The sequence below is a fragment of the Streptomyces sp. NPDC058231 genome, assembly GCF_042882275.1.
In the GTDB taxonomy this organism is placed as follows: domain Bacteria; phylum Actinomycetota; class Actinomycetes; order Streptomycetales; family Streptomycetaceae; genus Streptomyces.
This window is the reverse complement of sequence record NZ_JBHVWN010000004.1, coordinates 39,108-58,314: the sequence shown is the minus strand read 5'-3', so window position 1 is coordinate 58,314 and position 19,207 is coordinate 39,108. Positions and strand designations below refer to the sequence as shown.

The window sequence follows — 19,207 nt, the reverse complement described above, 5'->3', positions numbered from 1 at the left end:
AGGCAGCACACCAGGACGAGTTGCGCGTGCATCATGCGCACTCATCGGGGTACCCGGACCGCTCGGCGGCCAGCAGAAAAGGGATGTCGAACGTCGCGGTCCTGCAGGAGAACGCGGTTCCGCCGGCCGAGGACGCGCCGGCCCACCAGGAGCTTGCCTGCCGCCGGATCGATGAGGGCGGCCGGCTGTCCGACCACTACCCGCTCACGCAGGAGGGTCCGGCGGGGGACCTGGAGGGCAAGTAGGCGCCTGCGCGGTCACGTTCGGTCCGCCCGCCGAGCAAGCGCCGTTTCGGCTCAGGCCCGGCTCCGCGGTGCGCGCCGCGGCGCCGTTCTGCGCCCGCTCGCTCGCGCATCGGTAACAAGACGTACACACAGAGGCGTTGATCCCTGAACGCGGTGATCATAGGCTCGCTCGCCGTCGGCTCATTGACGTGTCCGCGACCGATTGTGGACGTGTGCCGCGCTCCGTGACGCACCCTCGGCGGGGACGGGGGCCGACAGTGATCGGCACCACCTGCACCATCGCTCACCACCCCACCGGAGGAGCATGTGAGAGCACGTCGCGCGGCAGCCCTGGCTGCCTCGGTCCTCGTCACCACCCTCGTCCTGACCGGCGCCCTCGCCGGCCCCGTCACACCCGCCGTCGCGGCGGAGCCGGCCGCAGTCGCCGGCGCCACCGCTGCATTTGATCCCGTCACCCACGAGGAGAACGACCGCGTCCCCGAGGGCGCCGTCTGGACACAGCAGTACTTCCCCTCGTCGGACCGCTCCGGCACCGAACTGCACGCCGACGTCCTGCTGCCCGAAGGGCTGCCGAAGGGTGCGCGTGTACCCGTCATCCTGTCGGTCGGCCCCTATTTCGGGCACTCCGGGCAGACCGACCTCGAGGGCTGGAGCCACACCGGTCCCTCGTCCCGCTTCCAGGACTTCATCGAGGGCACGGACCTGTTCGCCCACGGTTACGCCTTCGTCATGGTGGACCTGCGCGGCTTCGGCGGATCCACCGGCTGCCTCGACTGGGCGGGCCCCGGTGAACAGGCGGACGTGCGGGCGGCCATCGACTGGGCGGCGGACCGGCCGTGGTCCACCGGCGCCGTCGGCATGTACGGAAAGTCCTACGACGCTGCCACCGGCCTCATCGGCAACGACCTCGACCAGCGTGCGCTGAAGGCGGTCGTCGCACAGGAACCGGTCTGGGACATGTACCAGTACATCTACTCCAACGGGGTGCCCCGCCCCAACGTCACCGGTACCGCCAACGCCTACAACTCCATAGCCACACTGGATGCGTTGGCGGACGACGACGCCCGGTACCGGGCCAATGCTGCCTATGAGCAGACCCATCCGGAGTGCCTCACCCAGAATGCCGCAGGCTACCTGACGACTGATCAGCAGAGCCGCTACTGGACCGCCCGCGACCTGGCAAGGAAGGCCAAGGGCACCGACACCCCGCTCTTCGTCACCCAGGGCTTCATCGAGAACAACACCAAGCCCGAGGAGATGGAGGAGTACCTCGACAACCACAAGGGCCCCGAGCGAGGCTGGCTCGGCCAGTGGGAACACGTCCGCGGCGGCGACCGTACCTCCGACGGCCGCCTCGCCATGGGCCGCGAAGGGTGGTACGACGAGACCCTCTCCTTCTACGACCAGTACCTCAAGGGCAAGTGGCCCACGGTCTCGTACCCGGTCTACTCCGTGGAGGACTCCACCGGCGCCTGGCGCGCCCAGCGCACCTGGCCCGGAGAGTCCCGGACGGTGAACGTCGCGCTCGGCAGCGGTGCGTACGTGGACGACGGGGGCGCGTCGGCAAACGGGGTGGCGGCCGAGGGCGGCGGCCCGACGCTGCGGTCCTCCGCGCAGCCGTCCGGCGAGTGGGACCTGGAGAACGCCCCCTCCCTGGACCCGGCCGCACCGAAGACGCTGGCCGCCGACGCGGCCGGGCTTCAGGCCGCGGGCGAGGTGACGTCCAGTTTCTTCGTCCGGTCCGAACCGGTCACCCGGGCGGTCCGCGTCACCGGCACCCCGCGGGTCTCCCTGGCCGCGAAGGGCGAGGGCAACGTCATGGTGAAGCTGTACGACGTCGCCCCGGACGGCAAGGCCGTCATGTTCGACGAGCAGGTGTCCCTGGTGGATACGGGCCGGCTGACCGTCGACCTCAAGGCCACTGACTGGACGCTGGCGGCCGGACACGTCCTGGCCGTGGAGATCGGATCCATCCAGACGGGCTCGTGGCGGGACACGCCCTCGGGCGAGACGATCAAGGTGAAGGACGCCCGGCTCGCACTGGCACTGGACGACCCTGCGAACGACATCGCGACGGCCGGTGCCCGCTCGCCGTTCCTGGACACCTACCTGCGCCAGTACACGGTGCAACTCCCTTCGGTGGAGAATTCGTTCCGGCTGCCGCCCGGACGCTCCCACTGAGCTGAGACGGAGACCGGCACGGCGGGCGGGGCACGGCTCGAAGCCCCCGCCCGCCGTGCCGGACCGGGCCGAACGACTCAGGTACGGGTCGTCTCATGACGACACTCGCCTTCCGTGACCTGATTCCGATGACGCATCGCGTGGAGTGTGCGGCGATTCTGGATCCGGTGAAGAAGGACGACTGACCTGCGGGTTCACCAGTGCGTAAGCTCCGACCCTCCTACGCTGTCCCCGCCTGCGGGGTCCTGGGCCCGTGGACCGGTGGAACGCGCAGATGCGTTCCACCGGCCCGGTGGACTGTGTCAGTGGATGAAGGTGAACCAGTTGACGTTGACGAAGTCCGAACTGCTGCCCGGGAAGACCAGATAGACGTCGTGCACTCCGGTTGCGGAGGCGACGATGTTGGCGGGGACTGTCTGCCAGGCTTGCCAGCCGCCGTTGTTGGCGAAGTCGATCTCGGCGATCTTCGTACCGGTGGTGCTGTCCAGGCGCACCTGGATGGCGCCGCTCACTCCCGAGGCGGCGCCCGAGGCGATCCGGGCCTGGAATTGGTTCGGCGAGGCCGAACCGAAGTCCAACGAGGAGAACTTGAGCCAGTCACCATTGGCGATGTACCCGACGTCTTGGCCGCCGCCGGAGTCGGAGCAGCTCTCCGTCGTGGTGCCGCTCTGGGACGAGTAGGACTCGGCCTGGATGGTGCTGTAGGCACTGGTGCCGGTGCCCGAGCCTCCCGAGCCCGAACTCGCGCCCGCCCCGAGGGAGATGGTCCACGACGTGGGGGCGCCGTCCTGGATGTGGCCATCGACGGGGGCGGAGCCGGTGGGGCCGACGTCGTCGTACGGGAAGGCGTAGCCGATGCTCGCGTACTGGTGGACGAGCCGGGCGTAGTGATTGGTGATGGCGTCCGTGTAGTACTGCGACGCGGACACCCCGTCGGGTTGGTTGTTCCCGCCGGAGACCAGCAGGCTGCTGCGGTTGAGCGCGGCGGCCAGTCGGGCCGCGATCGCGCCGCGCGCGTCGGCGCCGGAGTTGTAGAGCGGCCCGGAGGCGCAGCCGAAGATGTCGGCGGCGCTGGGCTTGGTGAACGGGACGCCGTTGGTGTTCAGGCCGGAGAAGACGATGGCGCCACCCGAGACGGTGCCGGTGTACGAACCGATGCTGCCCTGGCCGTTCACGGTCAGCGGGGCGGAGGAGTACCGGCTCCACACGCGGTTCAGGTAGTCGTCCCAGTAGTTGCCGAAGTCCACCGGGGCGTGCGAGGGCGACAGCACCCGCAGCACTCCGCCGGAGGAGTCGTCGATCACCAGCTTGTCCCAGGGTGCGCCGTCCCTGGCGTGCTGGGACTTCAGACCCGAGGCTATGGACGCGAGAGCGCCGCTGGGCAGCGGGCTGACCGTCTGGTTGCCGGCGCTGCCGGTGCTGGACATGGAGACCGGCAGGGCGACCATGTCGACGTAGGAGATGTTGGCGTAGAGATTGGCGCTGTTGAAGGTGAACTCGCAGAACGTCCAGTTCGTGGCCCAGTTGGGGTCGGAGCTGACCAGCGCCGGCTGGACCACGCCGGGCACCGTGCCCGGGTTGACGAAGAACTTGAGCTTCTGGCCGATCGAGAACCAGACCCGGCCGCCGATGATGTAGTCGGGCAGGGTCACCTTGGTCGCTGCCGAGCCCGAAGCGCCCAGGGCGATGGAGTAGTCGGCGATCGGGGTCACCGCAGACGAGGGGTTCGGTAACCGGTTCAGGGTGCCGTTCGCGGAGACGAACACCGGCCAGCCACTGCTGTCCGTACCGGAGATGTATGCGTACACGGTGTTGCTGCCGGAGTTGTTCTGGAGCGACACCGGGAGCGAGACGCCCGCTGCCGTCGCCTTGGAGGCGAACGGCGACAGCGGGGAGAGGACGGTAGCGGCAGCGGCGGTCGCGCCGGCCGCGGTGAGGAAGGAACGTCGGGAAACCACTGGCCCTCCCAAGGCATGACGGCCCGTCAATTATGTGACGGGGTACGGGTGTTGCCTTAAGGCATCGTGACGCTATTGGGCTGGACCAATGAGGGTCAAGGGATGTGCGGAATCAGGGCGGCGCCCAGCCAACCGCAGCATCTGCGCCGACCTCTCTAGAGCGTGTCTCCTTGATCTGCTCGCCGGTTGATCAGATATGTCTGTCCGGTGGGTGATCACTGATGCGATGTGGGGCCGGATCGAGCCGTTGATGCCGGCTGATCCGGTCCGCGGTCGGCGATGGGCCAACCACCGCCGAACCCTGGAGGCCATCGCGTGGAAGTACCGCACCGGCTCGCCCTGGCGGGACTTGCCGGACGAGCTGGGCTCATTCCAGACTGCTCATAAACGGCTGCTCAGGTGGGCCGTTGACGGCACCTGGGCACGGGTCCTTGCCGCCCTTCTGGCAGCGGCCGCGGGTGCTGACGACATCGGCTGGACGGTGTCGGTGGACTCCACCGTCTGCCGAGCCCACCAGCACGCCGCCGGAGCCAGGAAAAAGGGGCTCCAGATCGAGCCGAACCTGAGGACCATGCGCTCGGACGCTCCCGCGGCGGCCTGAGCACGAAGGTCCACCTTGGCAGCGACAGTTACGCTCGCCCCTTAGCTCTGCATGTCACTGCGGGCCAGGCAGGTGACGCGCCGGCCTTCGAGGCCGTCATGGCCGGCATCCGTATTTCGCGAGGCGGGCCGGGAAGACCACGGACCCGGCCGGACACCGTCCTGGCAGACCGCGCGTACTCGTCCCGCGCGATCCGATGGCATCTCCGCCGGCGCGGAATCCGCGCAGTGATCCCTCAGCCCTCCGACCAGGTCCGCCACCGTCTGCGGCGAGGCCGTGCCGGAGGCCGCCCACCCGCTTTCGATGCCGAGGCTTACAAGCAGCGGAATACCGTCGAACGGTGCATCAACCGACTGAAGCAGTGGCGCGGCCTCGCCATGCGAACGGACAAGCTCGCCATCGCCTACCAGGCCGCACTTCACCTCGCTTCCATCCTCATCTGGGCCCGCAGGTGAAAGACGTACTACCGCAGGTCCGCGCTTGGTCGGCGACGCCAGTCCCATCCCGGGTGATGGTCCAACAGCGTGAGGAACTCATGCGCCGGCAGGATTTCGTAGTGGTTGGTGTCGATAAGACCGTCGAACCCATCGAGAACGCGACGGAGGAAGGCTCGGGCCGCGTCCATGGACTCGCACGAGACATAGACCCCATATGGCTCACCGATCTGGGATCTCACCTCCTCAAGCTCGTCCGGCTCGTAGTCCGCCAGGATCCTGCCTGAGAGGTCGAGGTGGTACGAGTACCCGTGCCAGTGGAGCCGCTCGTCACCCGTCGCAGCGTCCGGCACGAGATCAAAGGAACGGATAAGCCCCTCAAGCAACGGACGTTGCTCCACCGGGGCAAGAACGATCACAGACGGCCAGGACACGAGCTTCCACCTCCAAAGCGACCGTATCCGAGCAGTTCCCTCACGTCGTCTGACTTCTCGACCAGTCAGTGCAGTTGGCACCAGTTCACGAACAAGGAGACACGCTCTAGGGCTGACGATCCACGGAGTCAATTCGTGCTGTCCGACGGCGGTGCGGGCTCCCGCCGCGGCTGCCCTCGCGGCAGCGGTATGGCAAGCGGCCGAGCCGGGGTCGTGAGAGGCCGGTGTAGCCTTCTGGCCGTTCGATTTCAGGCAGGGGGTGGGGATGCGATGGACGTAGCGCGCGTCATGGAGTCGTTGGCAGAGCAGGGTGTGACGGTGTTGTTCAAGGTCGACGCCGAGCGCATGCGCGATGCGACGAAGCCCTGGACCTTCGTCGCGAGCGGGGTTCCGTTTCGGGATGATCGCCTGGTTCGCACGGACGCCGTCTCTCTGGACGCTCGCCTGGAGGTCTGCCTTCCGCGACTGCGTGAGCTTGGCTCGGTGATTCCCGATTGACGGTGCGCTCCAGGGTGGGCAACGAGCCGTGATTGAGCTTCCCGAAGGGTCATGGTGGGACTGGGACATTGTCGCCTGGGACCCCGGGCAGTTGCGTCTGGGCGCCGGGCACGACATCTCGTACGCCCACGGACTGGAGCTGGTGTTCAGCGACCCGGTCTTCGTCACGTGCCCGGCCGCCTTCCGGGACCCGGTGTTTCGTACGCCGACCCCTGACGAGGTCCGACTCATTACCCGGCAGATCGGTGAGACGCCTCCCGTACTAATTGCCTTCGAGGCCGATGCGGGCGGGCCGATTCTCGCCTCCGGCCTGGTCGCGGCCGGGCAGCTCGACATCGTCCAGGGAACCGTCTTCCGGTACTGGCGCGAGAATCTGGCAGTCGGGGAACGTCTGGCTCCCTGGGTGCAACGTCCGGCTTGATCGGTCCTCGGCCTATGCGGCCGCCGCACAAGTGAGCAGTGCTCAGGACCTATGGATCAGCCCCGGAAGGCGTGCGGAGGGCGTTCCTTCCCGATTGATCCTGTGATGGTCAACGAGTAGGCCGGCGTCACGAGCGCCGGTCGGGAAGGCACGTCCGTGCTCACCGTCGTGAATAGCGACGCCTCCACGCGAGAGGGCTCCCTGATCGACGACATCGTCCGCGCGGGCGCACGACGGATGCTCGACGCAGCCCTTGAGGCGGAAGTCGATGCCTGAATCGCCGAGTTGGCCGATGAGCGCGACGAGCGCGGCCTTCGTCTCGTCGTTCGCAATGGCCACCGCCAGCCCCGCAAGGTCACCACCTCGGCTGGATCGGCCGAGGTCCGGGCACCCTGAATGAATGACAAGCGCGTGGACGACACGCCGGGAGAGCGACGGCGGTTCTCCTTGGCGAGCCTTCCGCCGTAGTGCCGCAATTCCCCGGAGATCGCCGAGGTGCTGCCCCTGCTCCACCTGCGCGGCCTGTCATCCGGTGACTTCGTGCCCGCGATGGAGCAGTTTCTGGGCAGCTCCGCCGGTCTGTCCCCGGCCACGGTCACCCGGCTGACGGCTCAGCGGCAGGACGACCACGCCGCGTTCCAGGACCGCGACCTGTCCCAGACCCACTACGTCTATATTTGGGTCGACGGCATCCACCTGCTGATAGGCCTGGAACAGGCCAAGGCCGCCGTCCTGGTCGTGCTCGGCGTGCGCGCCGACGGCACCAAGGAGCTGGTGGCCATGGCCGACGGTTACCGCGCGTCGACCGAGGCGTGGGCCGGCCTGCTGCGCGACTGCGCCCGCCGGCGCATGCGCGCCCCGGTCATGGCCGTCGGCGACGACGCACTCGGGTTCTGGAAGGCTCTGCGTGAGGTCGCCGGCCGTGGGCCCGCAGCTGCGACGGTCACGCGTGGTGGCGGGGCCGCGCAAGCTCGCCGGCGAGCCGTCAACGGCGCCCATCTGGTCCCGTTGGTCCGCGCCGGTGCCCGGTTCGAACGCGGTCTGTCGGTCGAGCGGCCCGAGGCAGTGGCAGCGTGACGACCGATGCCGACGCGGGCTTCGACCCCGCGGCCGTCCTCGAGCAGATCGATGCTGCGACCGAGCACCTCCTTCGGACGGCAGCCCGGTTCACCGACGCCGACGTGCGCGCCCCGTCGCTGCTGCCGAACTGGTCACGCGGGCATGTCCTGACCCATCTGGCCCGCAACGCCGATGGCGGCCGCCATCTGCTGATCTGGGCCCGGACCGGAGTGGAGACGCCGGAGTATCCGAGCGTGGCGGCCCGGGAGGAGCAGATCGAGAGGGGAGCGGGTCGCGGCGCCAATGCACTCGTGGCCGACCTGCGCGACAGTGCCGCCCAGTTCGCGGCGGAGTACCGGTGGATGACGACCGCGGCGTGGAATCGGACGGTTCGCTGGACGCGGGGTCAGGAGCGTCCCGCGGCACGGGCCGCCGATTCCCGGCTGTGCGAGGTGCTGGTCCACCACGTCGATCTGGACGCCGGGTACACGCCTGCGCGGTGGCCGGCCGACTTCGTCCACGCGATGCTGGGCCGGGTGGTCGCGTCGTTCAGCGCACGCGCCGACGCCCCTGCCATGAGGTTGCACGCCGCCGCCACCGACACCTGGTACGACATCAGCACCGCGCGGCCGGCACCAGTGGTCCACGGCCCGGAAAGTTCACTTCTGGCCTGGCTGATGGGACGTTCCCAGGGCGCTGACCTGACCGTGCAGGACGGCGCGGCACTACCCGAACCACCATTCCTCTACTGATCGTCGGCCGCGGGCCGAACGCCACCGCAGATCAGCGGATCCACAACTCTTGACAATTACTCCGACGGTGTCGGCGGCAGGTTCGGTATCCAGTAGCCCGTCGGCGCGTCCTCATCGAGCCGCCATTTCACCAGCACGGCGGAGGCGGGCAGGATGCTGTCCCACTGGTCGCTTCCGCCGCCTGTCGCCTGCGCGGCGGCCGAGGACGGGCGATACCCCTTGCGACACAGGCCCTGCACGGGTGGAGGCAAGGAGCACTCTTGACGAGGTGCGCAAGCAGTTCGACACTCCAGGGTGGAGCGCGAGCGAACGGGCAGGAGACCATGGGGCGTTCAGAGGTGGAAACGGTCTGTGTGGTCTGCGCGCTCCAGCTGCCGTTGCTGACTTCCCGTCGCCACATCGATCTGCTGCGCGTCTGCAGCGCGGCAAGTCCTCTCGGCTGAGGCGGAGGCAGCGGCCTCGCCCCCGCACTCCATCCGACTTCTCCTCCCTCTGTGGATGGTCGCGCGCCGACGTCGCCGCGCCCCACGCCCTCCGCATGTCTGCGTGCCCGAATCCGACGCACCAGACCTGCCCCCACAACCCGCGTACCGCAACCAGGACCCAGGGAGACGCATGCTCGCCGTACCCTCGACAGCCACCCCCTCCTTCCGCGGAAGGATCGGCTGTGACACACGCAGCGGCTACTACGCCGCACCGCACCGCTACCGGCTCCACCTCACCTTGTCCTGCCCGTACTGTTTGCAGATCGCCGTCACCCACAGCCTGCTCTGCCTCGACGACATCCTCCCCGTGACGCTGTTGCCGTCGGTGCCCGACGGTCCCGATGGGAGCCACGCCGCGCTGCGCCCCCTGTACGAGGCCAGTTCGCACCAGCACCCCGGACCGGCTGCGGCGCCTGTGCTCAGCGATGGCTGGACGGGGCGGATCGTCAGCACGCATACCCCCGACATCCTCCACGACCTCGCTCGGCACCTCCGCGGCCGTGGCCCTTCACTCCAGCCGTTCGGCACCGAAAAGGGGATCGAAACCATCGGACACCTCTGCGAGCGGGACATCAACGAAGCCGCACAGCGCGCCGGGCAGCCAGGCGTCGACGGCACTACACGTGACACCGCTCTCTCCACCTTGATCAGCGCACTGGACTCGCTGGAGGAGTTGCTCGCCTTCCAGGAGTACGTGCTGGGCGGTGAACTGACCACGGCCGATGTGCAGGTGTGGGTGACCCTGCTGCAACTGGACACCGTGCACCGGCGCCACCTGGACGCTGCCGCAGTGCACCGCATCGCCGGCCACCCGCGGCTGTGGGCCTACGCACGGCGCCTGGCATCGCTCCCCGCCTTCGGCTCCCACCTCGACCTGGACGGCATTGACCGTAGGCACGACGCACACTGCCAGGGCCTGGAGTCCGCGGGTGCGGCCGTGCAGATCGTGGACTGGGCGGCGGCATACGCACCGAAGGAGGCCGCGACGGCCGGGGAGCAGCCCGACTGAGTGAGGTCTGCCGGACGGGCCGTGCCGGCTGGAGCCGTCCGTGGACACGCTGTCCGGGGCGGCGCGGACTGCCCCCACCGCGGTACAGGTCGTGCACCCGGCCCCACGACCTGTACCGCGGTGGGGGGCACCTCGCTCGTCCATCCTGCGCCACCGTACGAACTTTCAGTTGGCGCGCACTCGGTACGGTCGGATGGAACAGATGGCGCAGCACTGCTGTTATGCGTCGTGGCGATGTGAGCATGACCATGATTTCCGGGCGTTGCGCGGAGCAGGTGCCCCGCGTAGCCTTCGGGGCGGTCATGAGTGTCAGCGTCAAGCCCTGGCTTGCTGACCGGCAACCCTCCTGCGCGGCGGGGTGCTCCAGATGACGACCAGGCGGAGCCCGTCCGGGTTCCGCAAGCGCGAAGTGGGCGAGGCCCCCGGGTCCGCCGAGACGGAGGGCGGAGGTGACGGTCATGCCACCCGTGTCCTGCCTGCCTGTCAGGGTTCTTGCCCAGCGACGGCGTCTCCACCTGTACTCCCGGACCCACATCGACCTGCAGCGTGTGGCCGGCGCGCTCTGTTGTTCCTGACCCGTTCCCTGCCGCCGAACCTTTCCGACGAGGCTCGGCGATCACATACGGTCAATCAGGAAGGCGCCCTTTCGTGTCCTCATCTTCTTCGCTGTCCTCTTCTTCCTCATCCTCCGCGCTTCACCTCGCCGTCGCTCTCGACGGCGCAGGCTGGCACCCGGCCGCTTGGCGCGAGCCGGGGGCCCGGCCCCGGGACCTGTTCTCCGCGACGTACTGGTCCGACATCATCACCGAGGCCGAGCAGGGTCTGCTCGACTTCGTGACGATCGAGGACGGGCTCGGGCTCCAGTCCTCGCACTTCACAGAGCCCGACGGGCGTACCGACCAGGTGCGTGGGCGGCTGGACGCGGTGCTCATCGCCGCGCGCGTGGCCCCGCTGACCCGGCACATCGGGCTCGTACCGACCGTGGTCGCCACCCACACGGAGCCGTTCCACATCTCCAAGGCGATCGCCACACTGGACTATGTCAGTTCCGGTCGCGCGGGCCTGCGGGTCCAGGTGTCGGGGCGGCAGAACGAGGCGGCTCACTTCGGCCGCCGTACGATCCCGCGCATCCGCTTCGGAGAGGCCTACGCACCGGAAGTCCAGGACGCAATCACCGAACTCTTCGATGAGGCCGCCGACTACGTCGAGGTGGTCCGCCGTCTGTGGGACAGCTGGGAGGACGACTCGGAGATCCGGGACGTCGCCACCGGCCGCTTCATCGACCGCGACAAGCTGCACTACATCGACTTCGAGGGCCGGCACTTCAGCGTCAAGGGTCCCTCCATCACGCCCCGGCCACCTCAGGGGCAGCCGGTCGTCAGCGCGCTGGGGCACGAGACCGTTCCGTACCGGCTGATCGCACGCTCGGCCGATATCGGGTACGTCACCCCGCACGACGCCGGCCAGGCCCGCGCCATCATCGACGAGATCAGGGCCGAACAGGCCACGGCGGGGCGTGCGGGGGAGCCCCTGTACGTCTTCGGCGAACTGGTTGTGTTCCTCGACGACGACCCCGCAGCGGCAGCGGCCCGCCGGGACCGATTGGACGGCCTCGCGGGCTATGAGTACACCAGTGACGCGAAGGTGTTCACCGGCACCCCCGCGCAGTTGGCGGACCTGCTCCTGGAGTGGCAGCGGGCCGGGCTGTCCGGTTTCAGGCTGCGCCCCGCCGTGATCGGCCACGACCTCCAGGCGATCACCCGCGGCCTGGTGCCCGAACTGCAGCGCCGCGACGCCTTCCGGCGCGTCTACGAGGCCGACACCCTGCGCGGGCTGCTCGGTCTCTCCCACCCCGCCAACCGCTACGCATCCGTCTGAGCCGGAGGGAACACCGACCATGAGCAAGCCGCTCAAGCAGATACATCTCGCGGCCCACTTCCCCGGCGTGAACAACACCACCGTGTGGAGTGCCCCCGAGGCCGGCAGCCACATCGAGTTCAGCTCCTTCGCGCACTTTGCGCGCACCGCCGAACGCGCAAAGTTCGACTTCCTGTTCCTCGCCGAGGGGCTGCGGCTGCGCGAACAAGGAGGTCAGATCTACGACTTGGACGTGGTGGGACGCCCCGACACCTTCACCGTGCTGTCCGCACTCGCCGCCGTCACCGAACACCTCGGCCTGACCGGCACCATCAACTCCACCTTCAACGAGCCCTACGAGGTGGCCCGCCAGTTCGCCGGCCTCGATCATCTCTCGGGCGGGCGCGCAGCATGGAACGTTGTCACTTCATGGGATGCCTTCACCGGAGAGAACTTCCGCCGCGGCGGCTTCCTCCCGCAGGAGGAGCGTTACTCCCGCGCCAAGGAATTCCTGGCCACCGCGAACGAACTGTTCGACTCGTGGCGTGGTGACGAGATCGTCGCCGACCAGCAGACCGGTACCTTCCTCAGGGACGCACAGGCCGGAGCCTTTGTGCACAAGGGACAACACTTCGACATCGAGGGGCAGTTCAACGTCCCGCGCAGTCCGCAGGGCCGACCGGTGATCTTCCAGGCCGGTGACTCCGACGAAGGACGCGAGTTCGCGGCCGCCGGCGCCGACGCCATCTTCAGTCGGTACAGCACCCTCAGGGAAGGCCAGGTGTTCTACACGGACGTCAAGGGCCGCCTCGCCCGCCACGGCCGCACCCACGACCAGTTGCTGATCCTGCCCGCCGCCACCTTCGTCCTCGGCGACACGGACGCCGAGGCGCAGGAGGAAGCCCGTGAGGTGCGCCGCCAGCAGGTCAGCGGCTCCACCGCGATCAAGCACCTGGAGTTCGTCTGGAACCGCGACCTGTCCGCGTACGACCCGGACGGCCCGCCTCCCGACATCGAACCGGACCTCGGTGAGCACACCATCGCCCGCGGCCGCGCCCAGGTGCGTATGTACCGCGACCCCCTGGCGATCGCCCGGGAATGGCGGGAGCGCGCGGCCGCCAACAAGTGGTCGATCCGCGACCTGGTCATCGAGACCGGCAATCGTCAGGCTTTCATCGGTTCCCCGGCCACGGTCGCCGAGTCCATCAACTCCTTCGTACAGGCCGACGCCAGTGACGGCTTCATCCTTGCTCCGCACATCACCCCTGGCGGACTGGACGTCTTCGCCGACACCGTGGTCCCGCTGCTGCAGGAGCGCGGCGTGTTCCGTACAGAGTACGAGGGCACGACCCTGCGCGACCACCTCGGCCTGGCCCACCCCGACGCCGACGCGCCGGGTCAGCGGGTGGCTTCATGAAGTTTCTGGCCGTCACCCTGATCGTGCATGCCCCGCACCCGGTGACCGCTGTGCAGAAGCCGACCGATGGGCGCTTCCGAGAAGTCATCGACAACGCCTTGCACGCCGAGGAGTTGGGATTCGACGGCTTCGGCGTGGGGGAGCGGCACGAGCGGCCGTTCATCTCCTCCTCACCGCCGGTCGTGCTCAGCCATGTCGCAGCGCTCACCTCCCGGAGCCGGCTGTTCACCGCAGTCGCGGGTGGTCTCACCGATGCCCGGCACCGTGATTCGCTCGAACTCTTCCGGTCCGACATCGCCCCCGTGCTGCGACCGGACATCCCCGACCCGTCGTTGGCCTGGGGGCCGGTGCTCGCCGAGTACGGCTCTGCACACACCACGGTCGAGGGAACGAACCAGTCCATACCTGTGTCCGCTGCCCTTGCCGCCGAGCACTGAGGAGAAACCCGGCCGTGTCCCGCATCCCCCTCGGGGTCCTCGATCTCGTCCCGATCTCGTCCGGTTCCACCGCTGCCGAGGCGCTGCGCAACACCATCGACCTGGCCCGGCAGGCCGAGCGGTTCGGTTACGCCCGCTACTGGTTCGCCGAACACCACCTCAACCCCGGTGTTGCAGGCACTTCACCGGCTGTGATGCTGGCCCTGACCGCCTCCGCGACCTCGACGATCAGGCTCGGCTCCGGGGCCGTACAGCTCGGCCATCGCACCGCCCTGTCCACCGTGGAGGAGTTCGGCCTGATCGACGCCCTGCACCCCGGGCGGCTCGACCTGGGGCTCGGCCGCTCAGGCGGACGTCCCGCCGGGCGCTCCGGGAAGTCCTCGCCGACCTCGATTCCCATCGTGGACGGACGAGCCCCCAACGGGCTGAGAATCCCGCCGAAGTTCTCCTTCGAGCGCCTGCTCGGCTCACCCCGGATCGCTCTCCAGCAACAGTTGCTGCATCAATCCGGTGCCCGGCCACAGGACTACGGCGAGCAGGTCGACGACATCCTCGCGCTGCTGAGGGGTACGTACCGGTCCGGGGACGGCATCGAGGCGCACGCCGTCCCCGGCGAGGGCGCCGATGTGCAGGTGTGGATCCTGGGCAGCAGTGGCGGACAGAGCGCCGACGTCGCAGGCCGCAACGGTCTGCGCTTCGCCGCGAACTACCACGTCAGCCCGGCCACCGTACTGGAGGCGGCCGAGGGGTACCGCGCCGCGTTCCAGCCGTCCGAGGTACTCGACAGGCCGTACGTCAGCGTTTCCGCCGATGTCGTCGTCGCCGAGGACGACGAGGCCGCCCGCGAACTCGCCACCGGCTACGGTCCCTGGGTCCGCAGCATCCGCACCGCCGAGGGCGCCATCGAGTACCCCACCCCCGAACAGGCCGGAGCCCACCTGTGGACCGACGCGGACCGGGACCTGGTCGCGGACCGAGTCGACACCCAGTTCGTCGGATGTCCTGGGCGCGTGGCCGACCAGCTCGAAAAACTCCAGGAAGCCACTGGCGCAGATGAGTTGCTCGTCACCACCATCACCCATGGCCACGCCGACCGGGTGCGTTCCTACGAATTGCTGGCCGAGGAGTGGCGACGCCGGTGAGCCTGTCCGTGGCCACCGATCCCTGATGCGTTGCCGCACCCACATCCACGTGCATGCCCCGGGCGTGGTCCGTGGAGGTACACAGGCACTGCGGGTGGGGGAAGGGCCGGCTGAGTTGTCCCTGAGTGCGCCAGGATGCTGTTCCGCCAGGGTGCCGGACCGCCTCGGCGGGCTGATCAGGCGGCTTGTGTCCTTTCCATGGAGGCAGTCTGCCTCTGCCCGGCACGCTGGTGGTGTTGTGCCCAGCGGACAGCGGGTGGTGCTGCCAGACCCGTCAGGGCGAACAGTGCTGCCATGACATACCACCCGGGTCGGCCCCAGGTGATGCACAGCGAAATGAGCAGCGCCGGTCCGAGGGCCTCGGCCAGTCCGGCGCCCAGGCCGAATGCGCCGAGGTACTGGCCGGTGGCGTGCTGTGGCGCGAGAGCGAAGGACACCTCGAAGCCGGCGGCGGAGTGCCACAGCTCGCCGACGGTGTGGATCACTACTGCGGTGAGGAGCAGCGCTGCGGCGGCCCATGCGGGTATGCCGCCGGACAGGGAGATCAGTGCACAGGAGACGAGAAAGGCCATGCCTGCTCGGCGGTAGGCGTTTCCGCCGGCTGCGGGGGAATCGACGTTGCGGCTGGCTCGCACCTGGAACGCGACGACGATGACGGTGCCGGTGAGCATGGTGCCTGAAATGAGCCAGTGCGGGGCGGTAGTGGCACCGACCAGCCAGAGCGGGATGGCTACGGTGAGCACCTTGAACTGGATGGCCATGATCCCGTCGAGTGCGGTGAGCAGCAGGTAGGGGCGGTCTGTGAGAGCGATCCGGCGAGGGCCGCCGGTGGTCGCGAGGGGCGTGACCGGCGGCAGGGAGATGAGGAGCGCCGCGGAGACCACGAAGGCGATCGCGTTGCCGATGACCATGAGCTGATAGGCGGTGAGCGTACCCACCTGAACGACTGACCCCGCTCCCACGGCACCGAGGGAGATGCCGACGTTGGTCACCGCGCGGAGATAGGCGCGGAACTCCTGCGGCCGGTTGCCTCCGTAGTGCCTGATGAGCGGAGCGCGTGCGGCTGTTCCGGCCGCCTTGGCTCCGGCCGCCGCGGTGACCACGAGAACGAACGGCCAGAAGCTGTTCACCCACACGAAGCCGGCCGTGGCCAGAGCCTGGACCACAAGGGTGGTGGCGTAGACGCCGCGTGCTCCGTATCTGTCCGCCAGATGACCGACCGCGACGCCCAGGATCAGAGCGACGAGACCGGCGATGCCGAGTCCGAGCCCCACCTGGCCTGCCGGAAGGTGAACCGCCTCCGTGAAATACAGCACCCCGGCGGTCAGATACAGGCCGCTGCCGACGGTATAGACGAAGTTCGAGGCCGCGAGGACGCGCTGTGGTCCGGTGTCCGGCATCAGGTGGGGCATGACAAGGCTCCACGTCACAAGCAGGCGGTAAGGACCCGTCAAGCTTGTTGCATATTACTTGCAATAGCAAGAGGCTTGCCGGAGTCGGCATCGGCTGCGCCGGGATCTCGACGCGCAGCGGGTACGAACCGGTAGGGCCGGCAATGCCCTTGGCGAACCGCGCCAGGATCAACGGGGCGACGGTGCGTGAGGTGGTCGGGTGCGGGTCGTGCCGGCCCCTGCTGACCTGGCCCTGGGGACAGGTGACTTGTCGACCGTCGAAGTCGATGTGGAAGTCGTCCCGGTCGAAGCCCTCGCTCCGGCGGTGCCGGCAGGTGGGGTTGCCCGGCAAGGGTCCGTTGACGGTGGACCTGGTGGTCGAGGGCGGCTCGTTCCAGATGGATGGACCGTGGACAACCCAGCGGGTTCGTCGGAACCCTCAGTCCGACGACGCTGTGGTGATCCGCTTCTCGAACCAGTGGTGGGCGTACGGCTCGTCGTTGAAGGCGGTGACCTCCTGGAAGCCGTAGGAGAGATAGAGGCCGATCGCGGCACTGAGAGCTTTGTTGGTATCGAGCCGCAGTACGTCGTGGCCCTCCAGGGCAGCCTGTGCCTCCAGCTCGGTCAGGAACCGGCGGGCGAGGCCGAGCCTTCGGGCGTGGGGTGCGACCCACATGCGCTTGACCTCGGCCGGGGCGCCGGGCGGTAGCTTCAGACCGGCGCAGCCAACGGGCTCGCCGTGCAGCCGGGCAACCAGGAACAGCCCGTGCGGCGGCCGGAGTTCGCCCGCGTCGGGCAGCAGACTCCGCGCGGGATCGAAGCCGGTCTCGAAGCGCACCTGCAACTCGGTGAAGTAGGACCGCAGGCATAGCTCGCCGTCGGGATGGTCGGGGTCGACGGCATCCAGCGTGACCGTCGCGGCGGTCAGCAGCCGGTCGACCTCGGCCATGGCGGCCACCAGCCGGGAGCGCTGGGCGGTGTTGAGCGGCTCCAGCAGGGAGCCGGCCAGCTCGTCGCTGCGGCCGTCGAGCAGGGCACGCTCCGCGTGGCCCGCCTCGGTGAGGCGGACAGTGCGCACCCGCCTGTCCCGGGGCTGCGGCTCCACCGTCACCAGGCCCTTGGACTGCAGGGAGCGCAGCAGCCGACTGACATACCCGGAGTCGAGCCCGAGGCGCTTGCGCAGCCGCCGTACGTCCTTCCCCTGCTCGCCGATCTCCCACAGCAGCCGGGCCTCACCGATGGGCCGGTCGCTGCCGAGGTAGTGGTCGTGGAGCACGCCCACGCGTTCGGTGACGGTGCGGTTGAACCGCCGCACCTGGGAGATCTGCATCGCATCCATTCTCTGACTCTAGTCAGAGAATCTTCTTCACCGCCACCCTCGAACGGCTCCGCGTCGACCGACAGTTCGAAGAGGCCCTCACCCACGGTTGCCGAGCCGCTCGACCTCGCGCTCCCCATCGTGGAGTGCGCTTGCCTTCGTGACCGGCCGGACGCCGTCTCCTGACGCTTCTTCGCCCGCCTGCAGTACCTGCACGAGGGGTGTCATGGCGAGTTGCTCCTGCTCGCCGTCGGGCTCGGAGGCCAGCAGGTCTCTTGCAGGACCGCGAACGGGAAAACGGGGTCGGCTGGTCCAGATGGGCGCCATCCAGTCGCCGGCACACGGCTCGACGGGTGTGATGGGCAGGCGGCCCCTCAACCGCTTCGGCGGGCAGCATGCCTGAGCATCTGCTGGAGGCAGTGGGGTCGCATGCCAAGCAAGGTGTGACTGTGCGCGTTGGCTGTCGTCGATCGCTGGCGCTCGACGAAGGAGTCCATGTGGCAATGTCCCCCTCCGGTGGTCCGGACCATGAACACCATGAGGTCAGCGGCGCCGGCCACGGTGGTGGCGGTGACGGGCGCCGTAACGCCAGCGGTGGTGGCGCGGGTCGGCCGCCCGACGACGGTAGGGGTCGCGACAGCGGTAATGCCGAACCTCCTTCCCGGAAAGGTGTCGCGGAAGATGGTTCGTCCAAGGGCGCAGTGAAGCGCACACTTCGGGAGTTCAAGGAGGACAACCTCACGGACTGGGCGGCTGCCCTGACCTATTACGGAGTCCTGGCGATCTTCCCGGCCCTGCTGGCTCTGGTGTCCATTCTGGGTCTGCTTGGCCCTTCCACCATCGACACACTGATCAAGAACCTCTCCAGCGCGCCCGGGTCCGTGCGCGACATCCTCACCACCATGCTGGAGCAACTGAAAGGCAGCCAGGGCAAAGCCCTGCTCGCGTTGATCATCGGTATCCTCCTGGCGCTGTGGTCGGCCTCCGGCTACGTCGCCGCGTTCATGCGGGCATCCAACATCGTCTACGACATCGGCGAGGGCCGACCGGTCTGGAAAACGCTGCCGGTCCGCCTCGGCATCACCGCGGCGGTGGTGATCCTCCTGGCCCTTACCGCGGTCGGCGTCATTTTCACCGGCCCCCTGGCCAAGAAAATGGGGTCGTTCCTGGGGCTGGGTGACACAGCGGTGACCGTGTGGAACATCGCAAAGTGGCCCGTCATGCTGCTCCTGGTCGTTCTGATCGTCATGCTGCTGTACTGGGCTGCCCCCAACGTCAAGTGCCGAGTCCGGCGAGTGATGCCCGGCGGTGTTCTGGCCGTGGTCATCTGGCTTGTCGTCTCCGCGCTGTTCGCTCTCTACGTCGCCAACTTCAGCAGCTACAACAAGACCTACGGTGCCTTTGCCACGCCGATCGTCGCGCTGATCTGGCTGTGGCTCACCAACATCGCGATCCTGCTCGGGTTGGAGTTCAATGCCGAACTCGAACGTGGACGTGCTATCGACAGCGGTCACCCCTCGGATGAAGAGCCTTACGCCGAACCCCGCGACACCCGCAAGCTCTGACGA

19 protein-coding genes, 2 pseudogenes and 1 riboswitch are annotated in these 19,207 nt (G+C 68.4%); of the genes and pseudogenes, 15 read left to right on the top strand and 6 right to left on the bottom strand.

All coding sequences use genetic code 11. The annotated features are described in order from the left end of the window. Positions 1-83 precede the first annotated feature (83 nt). Positions 84-245, top strand: coding sequence for a hypothetical protein (locus ACFVXE_RS04155; RefSeq protein WP_389668992.1), 162 nt, complete (start codon positions 84-86; stop codon positions 243-245). Positions 246-551: 306 nt separating this feature from the next. Next, positions 552-2,426, top strand: a complete 1,875-nt coding sequence (locus tag ACFVXE_RS04150; protein WP_389668990.1) for a CocE/NonD family hydrolase — start codon at positions 552-554, stop codon at positions 2,424-2,426. 302 nt (positions 2,427-2,728) lie between these two features. Here the strand turns inward: ACFVXE_RS04150 and ACFVXE_RS04145 are convergent, their stop codons facing one another. Then, positions 2,729-4,384 carry a beta-1,3-glucanase family protein gene (locus ACFVXE_RS04145; RefSeq protein WP_389668988.1) on the bottom strand — a complete coding sequence of 552 codons (1,656 nt, stop codon included), beginning with the start codon at positions 4,382-4,384 and terminating at the stop codon, positions 2,729-2,731. Between the two features lie 196 nt (positions 4,385-4,580). Here ACFVXE_RS04145 and ACFVXE_RS04140 point away from each other — a divergent pair. Beyond that, a protein-coding gene (locus ACFVXE_RS04140) for an IS5 family transposase (protein WP_389668986.1) occupies positions 4,581-5,440 on the top strand; the annotation gives its coding sequence in 2 pieces (ribosomal slippage) (positions 4,581-4,923 and positions 4,923-5,440; 861 coding nt in all). A gap of 8 nt (positions 5,441-5,448) precedes the next feature. Here the strand turns inward: ACFVXE_RS04140 and ACFVXE_RS04135 are convergent. Next, a complete protein-coding gene (locus ACFVXE_RS04135) occupies positions 5,449-5,853 on the bottom strand; it encodes a hypothetical protein (RefSeq protein WP_356160185.1) in 405 nt (134 codons plus the stop codon). A gap of 270 nt (positions 5,854-6,123) precedes the next feature. Between ACFVXE_RS04135 and ACFVXE_RS04130 the strand changes: the two genes are divergently transcribed. The 4 genes and pseudogenes from ACFVXE_RS04130 (at position 6,124) to ACFVXE_RS04115 (ending at position 8,583) form a co-directional block, all read left to right on the top strand. After that, positions 6,124-6,351: a hypothetical protein gene (locus tag ACFVXE_RS04130; RefSeq protein ID WP_389668984.1), complete on the top strand. Its 228-nt coding sequence runs from the start codon at positions 6,124-6,126 to the stop codon at positions 6,349-6,351. Between the two features lie 28 nt (positions 6,352-6,379). Beyond that, positions 6,380-6,772, top strand: a complete 393-nt coding sequence (locus ACFVXE_RS04125; RefSeq protein WP_389668982.1) for a hypothetical protein — start codon at positions 6,380-6,382, stop codon at positions 6,770-6,772. A 156-nt stretch (positions 6,773-6,928) separates the two neighbouring features. Next, positions 6,929-7,687, top strand: a pseudogene (locus ACFVXE_RS04120) (transposase); the annotation flags it as partial. Between the two features lie 158 nt (positions 7,688-7,845). Next, positions 7,846-8,583 carry a maleylpyruvate isomerase family mycothiol-dependent enzyme gene (locus ACFVXE_RS04115; protein ID WP_389668980.1) on the top strand — a complete coding sequence of 246 codons (738 nt, stop codon included), beginning with the start codon at positions 7,846-7,848 and terminating at the stop codon, positions 8,581-8,583. 56 nt (positions 8,584-8,639) lie between these two features. Here ACFVXE_RS04115 and ACFVXE_RS04110 read toward each other — a convergent pair whose 3' ends face one another. After that, a complete protein-coding gene (locus ACFVXE_RS04110) occupies positions 8,640-8,822 on the bottom strand; it encodes a hypothetical protein (RefSeq protein ID WP_389668978.1) in 183 nt (60 codons plus the stop codon). 84 nt (positions 8,823-8,906) lie between these two features. Between ACFVXE_RS04110 and ACFVXE_RS04105 the strand changes: the two genes are divergently transcribed. The 7 genes and pseudogenes from ACFVXE_RS04105 (at position 8,907) to ACFVXE_RS04075 (ending at position 14,930) form a co-directional block, all read left to right on the top strand. Next, a complete protein-coding gene (locus ACFVXE_RS04105) occupies positions 8,907-9,026 on the top strand; it encodes a putative leader peptide (protein WP_389668976.1) in 120 nt (39 codons plus the stop codon). A gap of 172 nt (positions 9,027-9,198) precedes the next feature. Further along, positions 9,199-10,077 carry a glutathione S-transferase C-terminal domain-containing protein gene (locus tag ACFVXE_RS04100; RefSeq protein ID WP_389668974.1) on the top strand — a complete coding sequence of 293 codons (879 nt, stop codon included), beginning with the start codon at positions 9,199-9,201 and terminating at the stop codon, positions 10,075-10,077. A 298-nt stretch (positions 10,078-10,375) separates the two neighbouring features. Beyond that, positions 10,376-10,488, top strand: a riboswitch (SAM riboswitch). Between the two features lie 47 nt (positions 10,489-10,535). Further along, positions 10,536-10,652, top strand: coding sequence for a putative leader peptide (locus ACFVXE_RS04095; RefSeq protein ID WP_389668972.1), 117 nt, complete (start codon positions 10,536-10,538; stop codon positions 10,650-10,652). A 73-nt stretch (positions 10,653-10,725) separates the two neighbouring features. Further along, complete coding sequence (locus ACFVXE_RS04090) at positions 10,726-11,955, top strand: LLM class flavin-dependent oxidoreductase (protein ID WP_389668970.1); 1,230 nt, start codon at positions 10,726-10,728, stop codon at positions 11,953-11,955. Positions 11,956-11,974: 19 nt separating this feature from the next. Then, complete coding sequence (locus ACFVXE_RS04085; protein WP_389668968.1) at positions 11,975-13,351, top strand: NtaA/DmoA family FMN-dependent monooxygenase; 1,377 nt, start codon at positions 11,975-11,977, stop codon at positions 13,349-13,351. Continuing rightward, positions 13,348-13,587 (top strand): annotated as a pseudogene (locus ACFVXE_RS04080) (LLM class flavin-dependent oxidoreductase); the annotation flags it as partial. The gene ACFVXE_RS04085 and the pseudogene ACFVXE_RS04080, both read left to right, overlap by 4 nt. Positions 13,588-13,802: 215 nt before the next feature. Continuing rightward, on the top strand, positions 13,803-14,930 hold the full coding sequence (locus ACFVXE_RS04075; protein WP_389668967.1) for an LLM class flavin-dependent oxidoreductase: 1,128 nt from the start codon (positions 13,803-13,805) through the stop codon (positions 14,928-14,930). A 176-nt stretch (positions 14,931-15,106) separates the two neighbouring features. On the opposite strand, the gene ACFVXE_RS04070 is transcribed toward ACFVXE_RS04075, so the two are convergent. From ACFVXE_RS04070 to ACFVXE_RS04060, 3 genes are all read right to left on the bottom strand, one after another. Further along, positions 15,107-16,342, bottom strand: coding sequence for an MFS transporter (locus ACFVXE_RS04070; protein WP_389668965.1), 1,236 nt, complete (start codon positions 16,340-16,342; stop codon positions 15,107-15,109). A 418-nt stretch (positions 16,343-16,760) separates the two neighbouring features. Then, positions 16,761-17,660, bottom strand: coding sequence for a GNAT family N-acetyltransferase (locus tag ACFVXE_RS04065; protein ID WP_389668964.1), 900 nt, complete (start codon positions 17,658-17,660; stop codon positions 16,761-16,763). A 78-nt stretch (positions 17,661-17,738) separates the two neighbouring features. Then, positions 17,739-17,867: a hypothetical protein gene (locus tag ACFVXE_RS04060; RefSeq protein ID WP_389668962.1), complete on the bottom strand. Its 129-nt coding sequence runs from the start codon at positions 17,865-17,867 to the stop codon at positions 17,739-17,741. 167 nt (positions 17,868-18,034) lie between these two features. Between ACFVXE_RS04060 and ACFVXE_RS04055 the strand changes: the two genes are divergently transcribed. After that, positions 18,035-19,204 carry a YihY/virulence factor BrkB family protein gene (locus ACFVXE_RS04055; protein WP_389668960.1) on the top strand — a complete coding sequence of 390 codons (1,170 nt, stop codon included), beginning with the start codon at positions 18,035-18,037 and terminating at the stop codon, positions 19,202-19,204. The last annotated feature ends 3 nt before the right edge of the window (positions 19,205-19,207 follow it).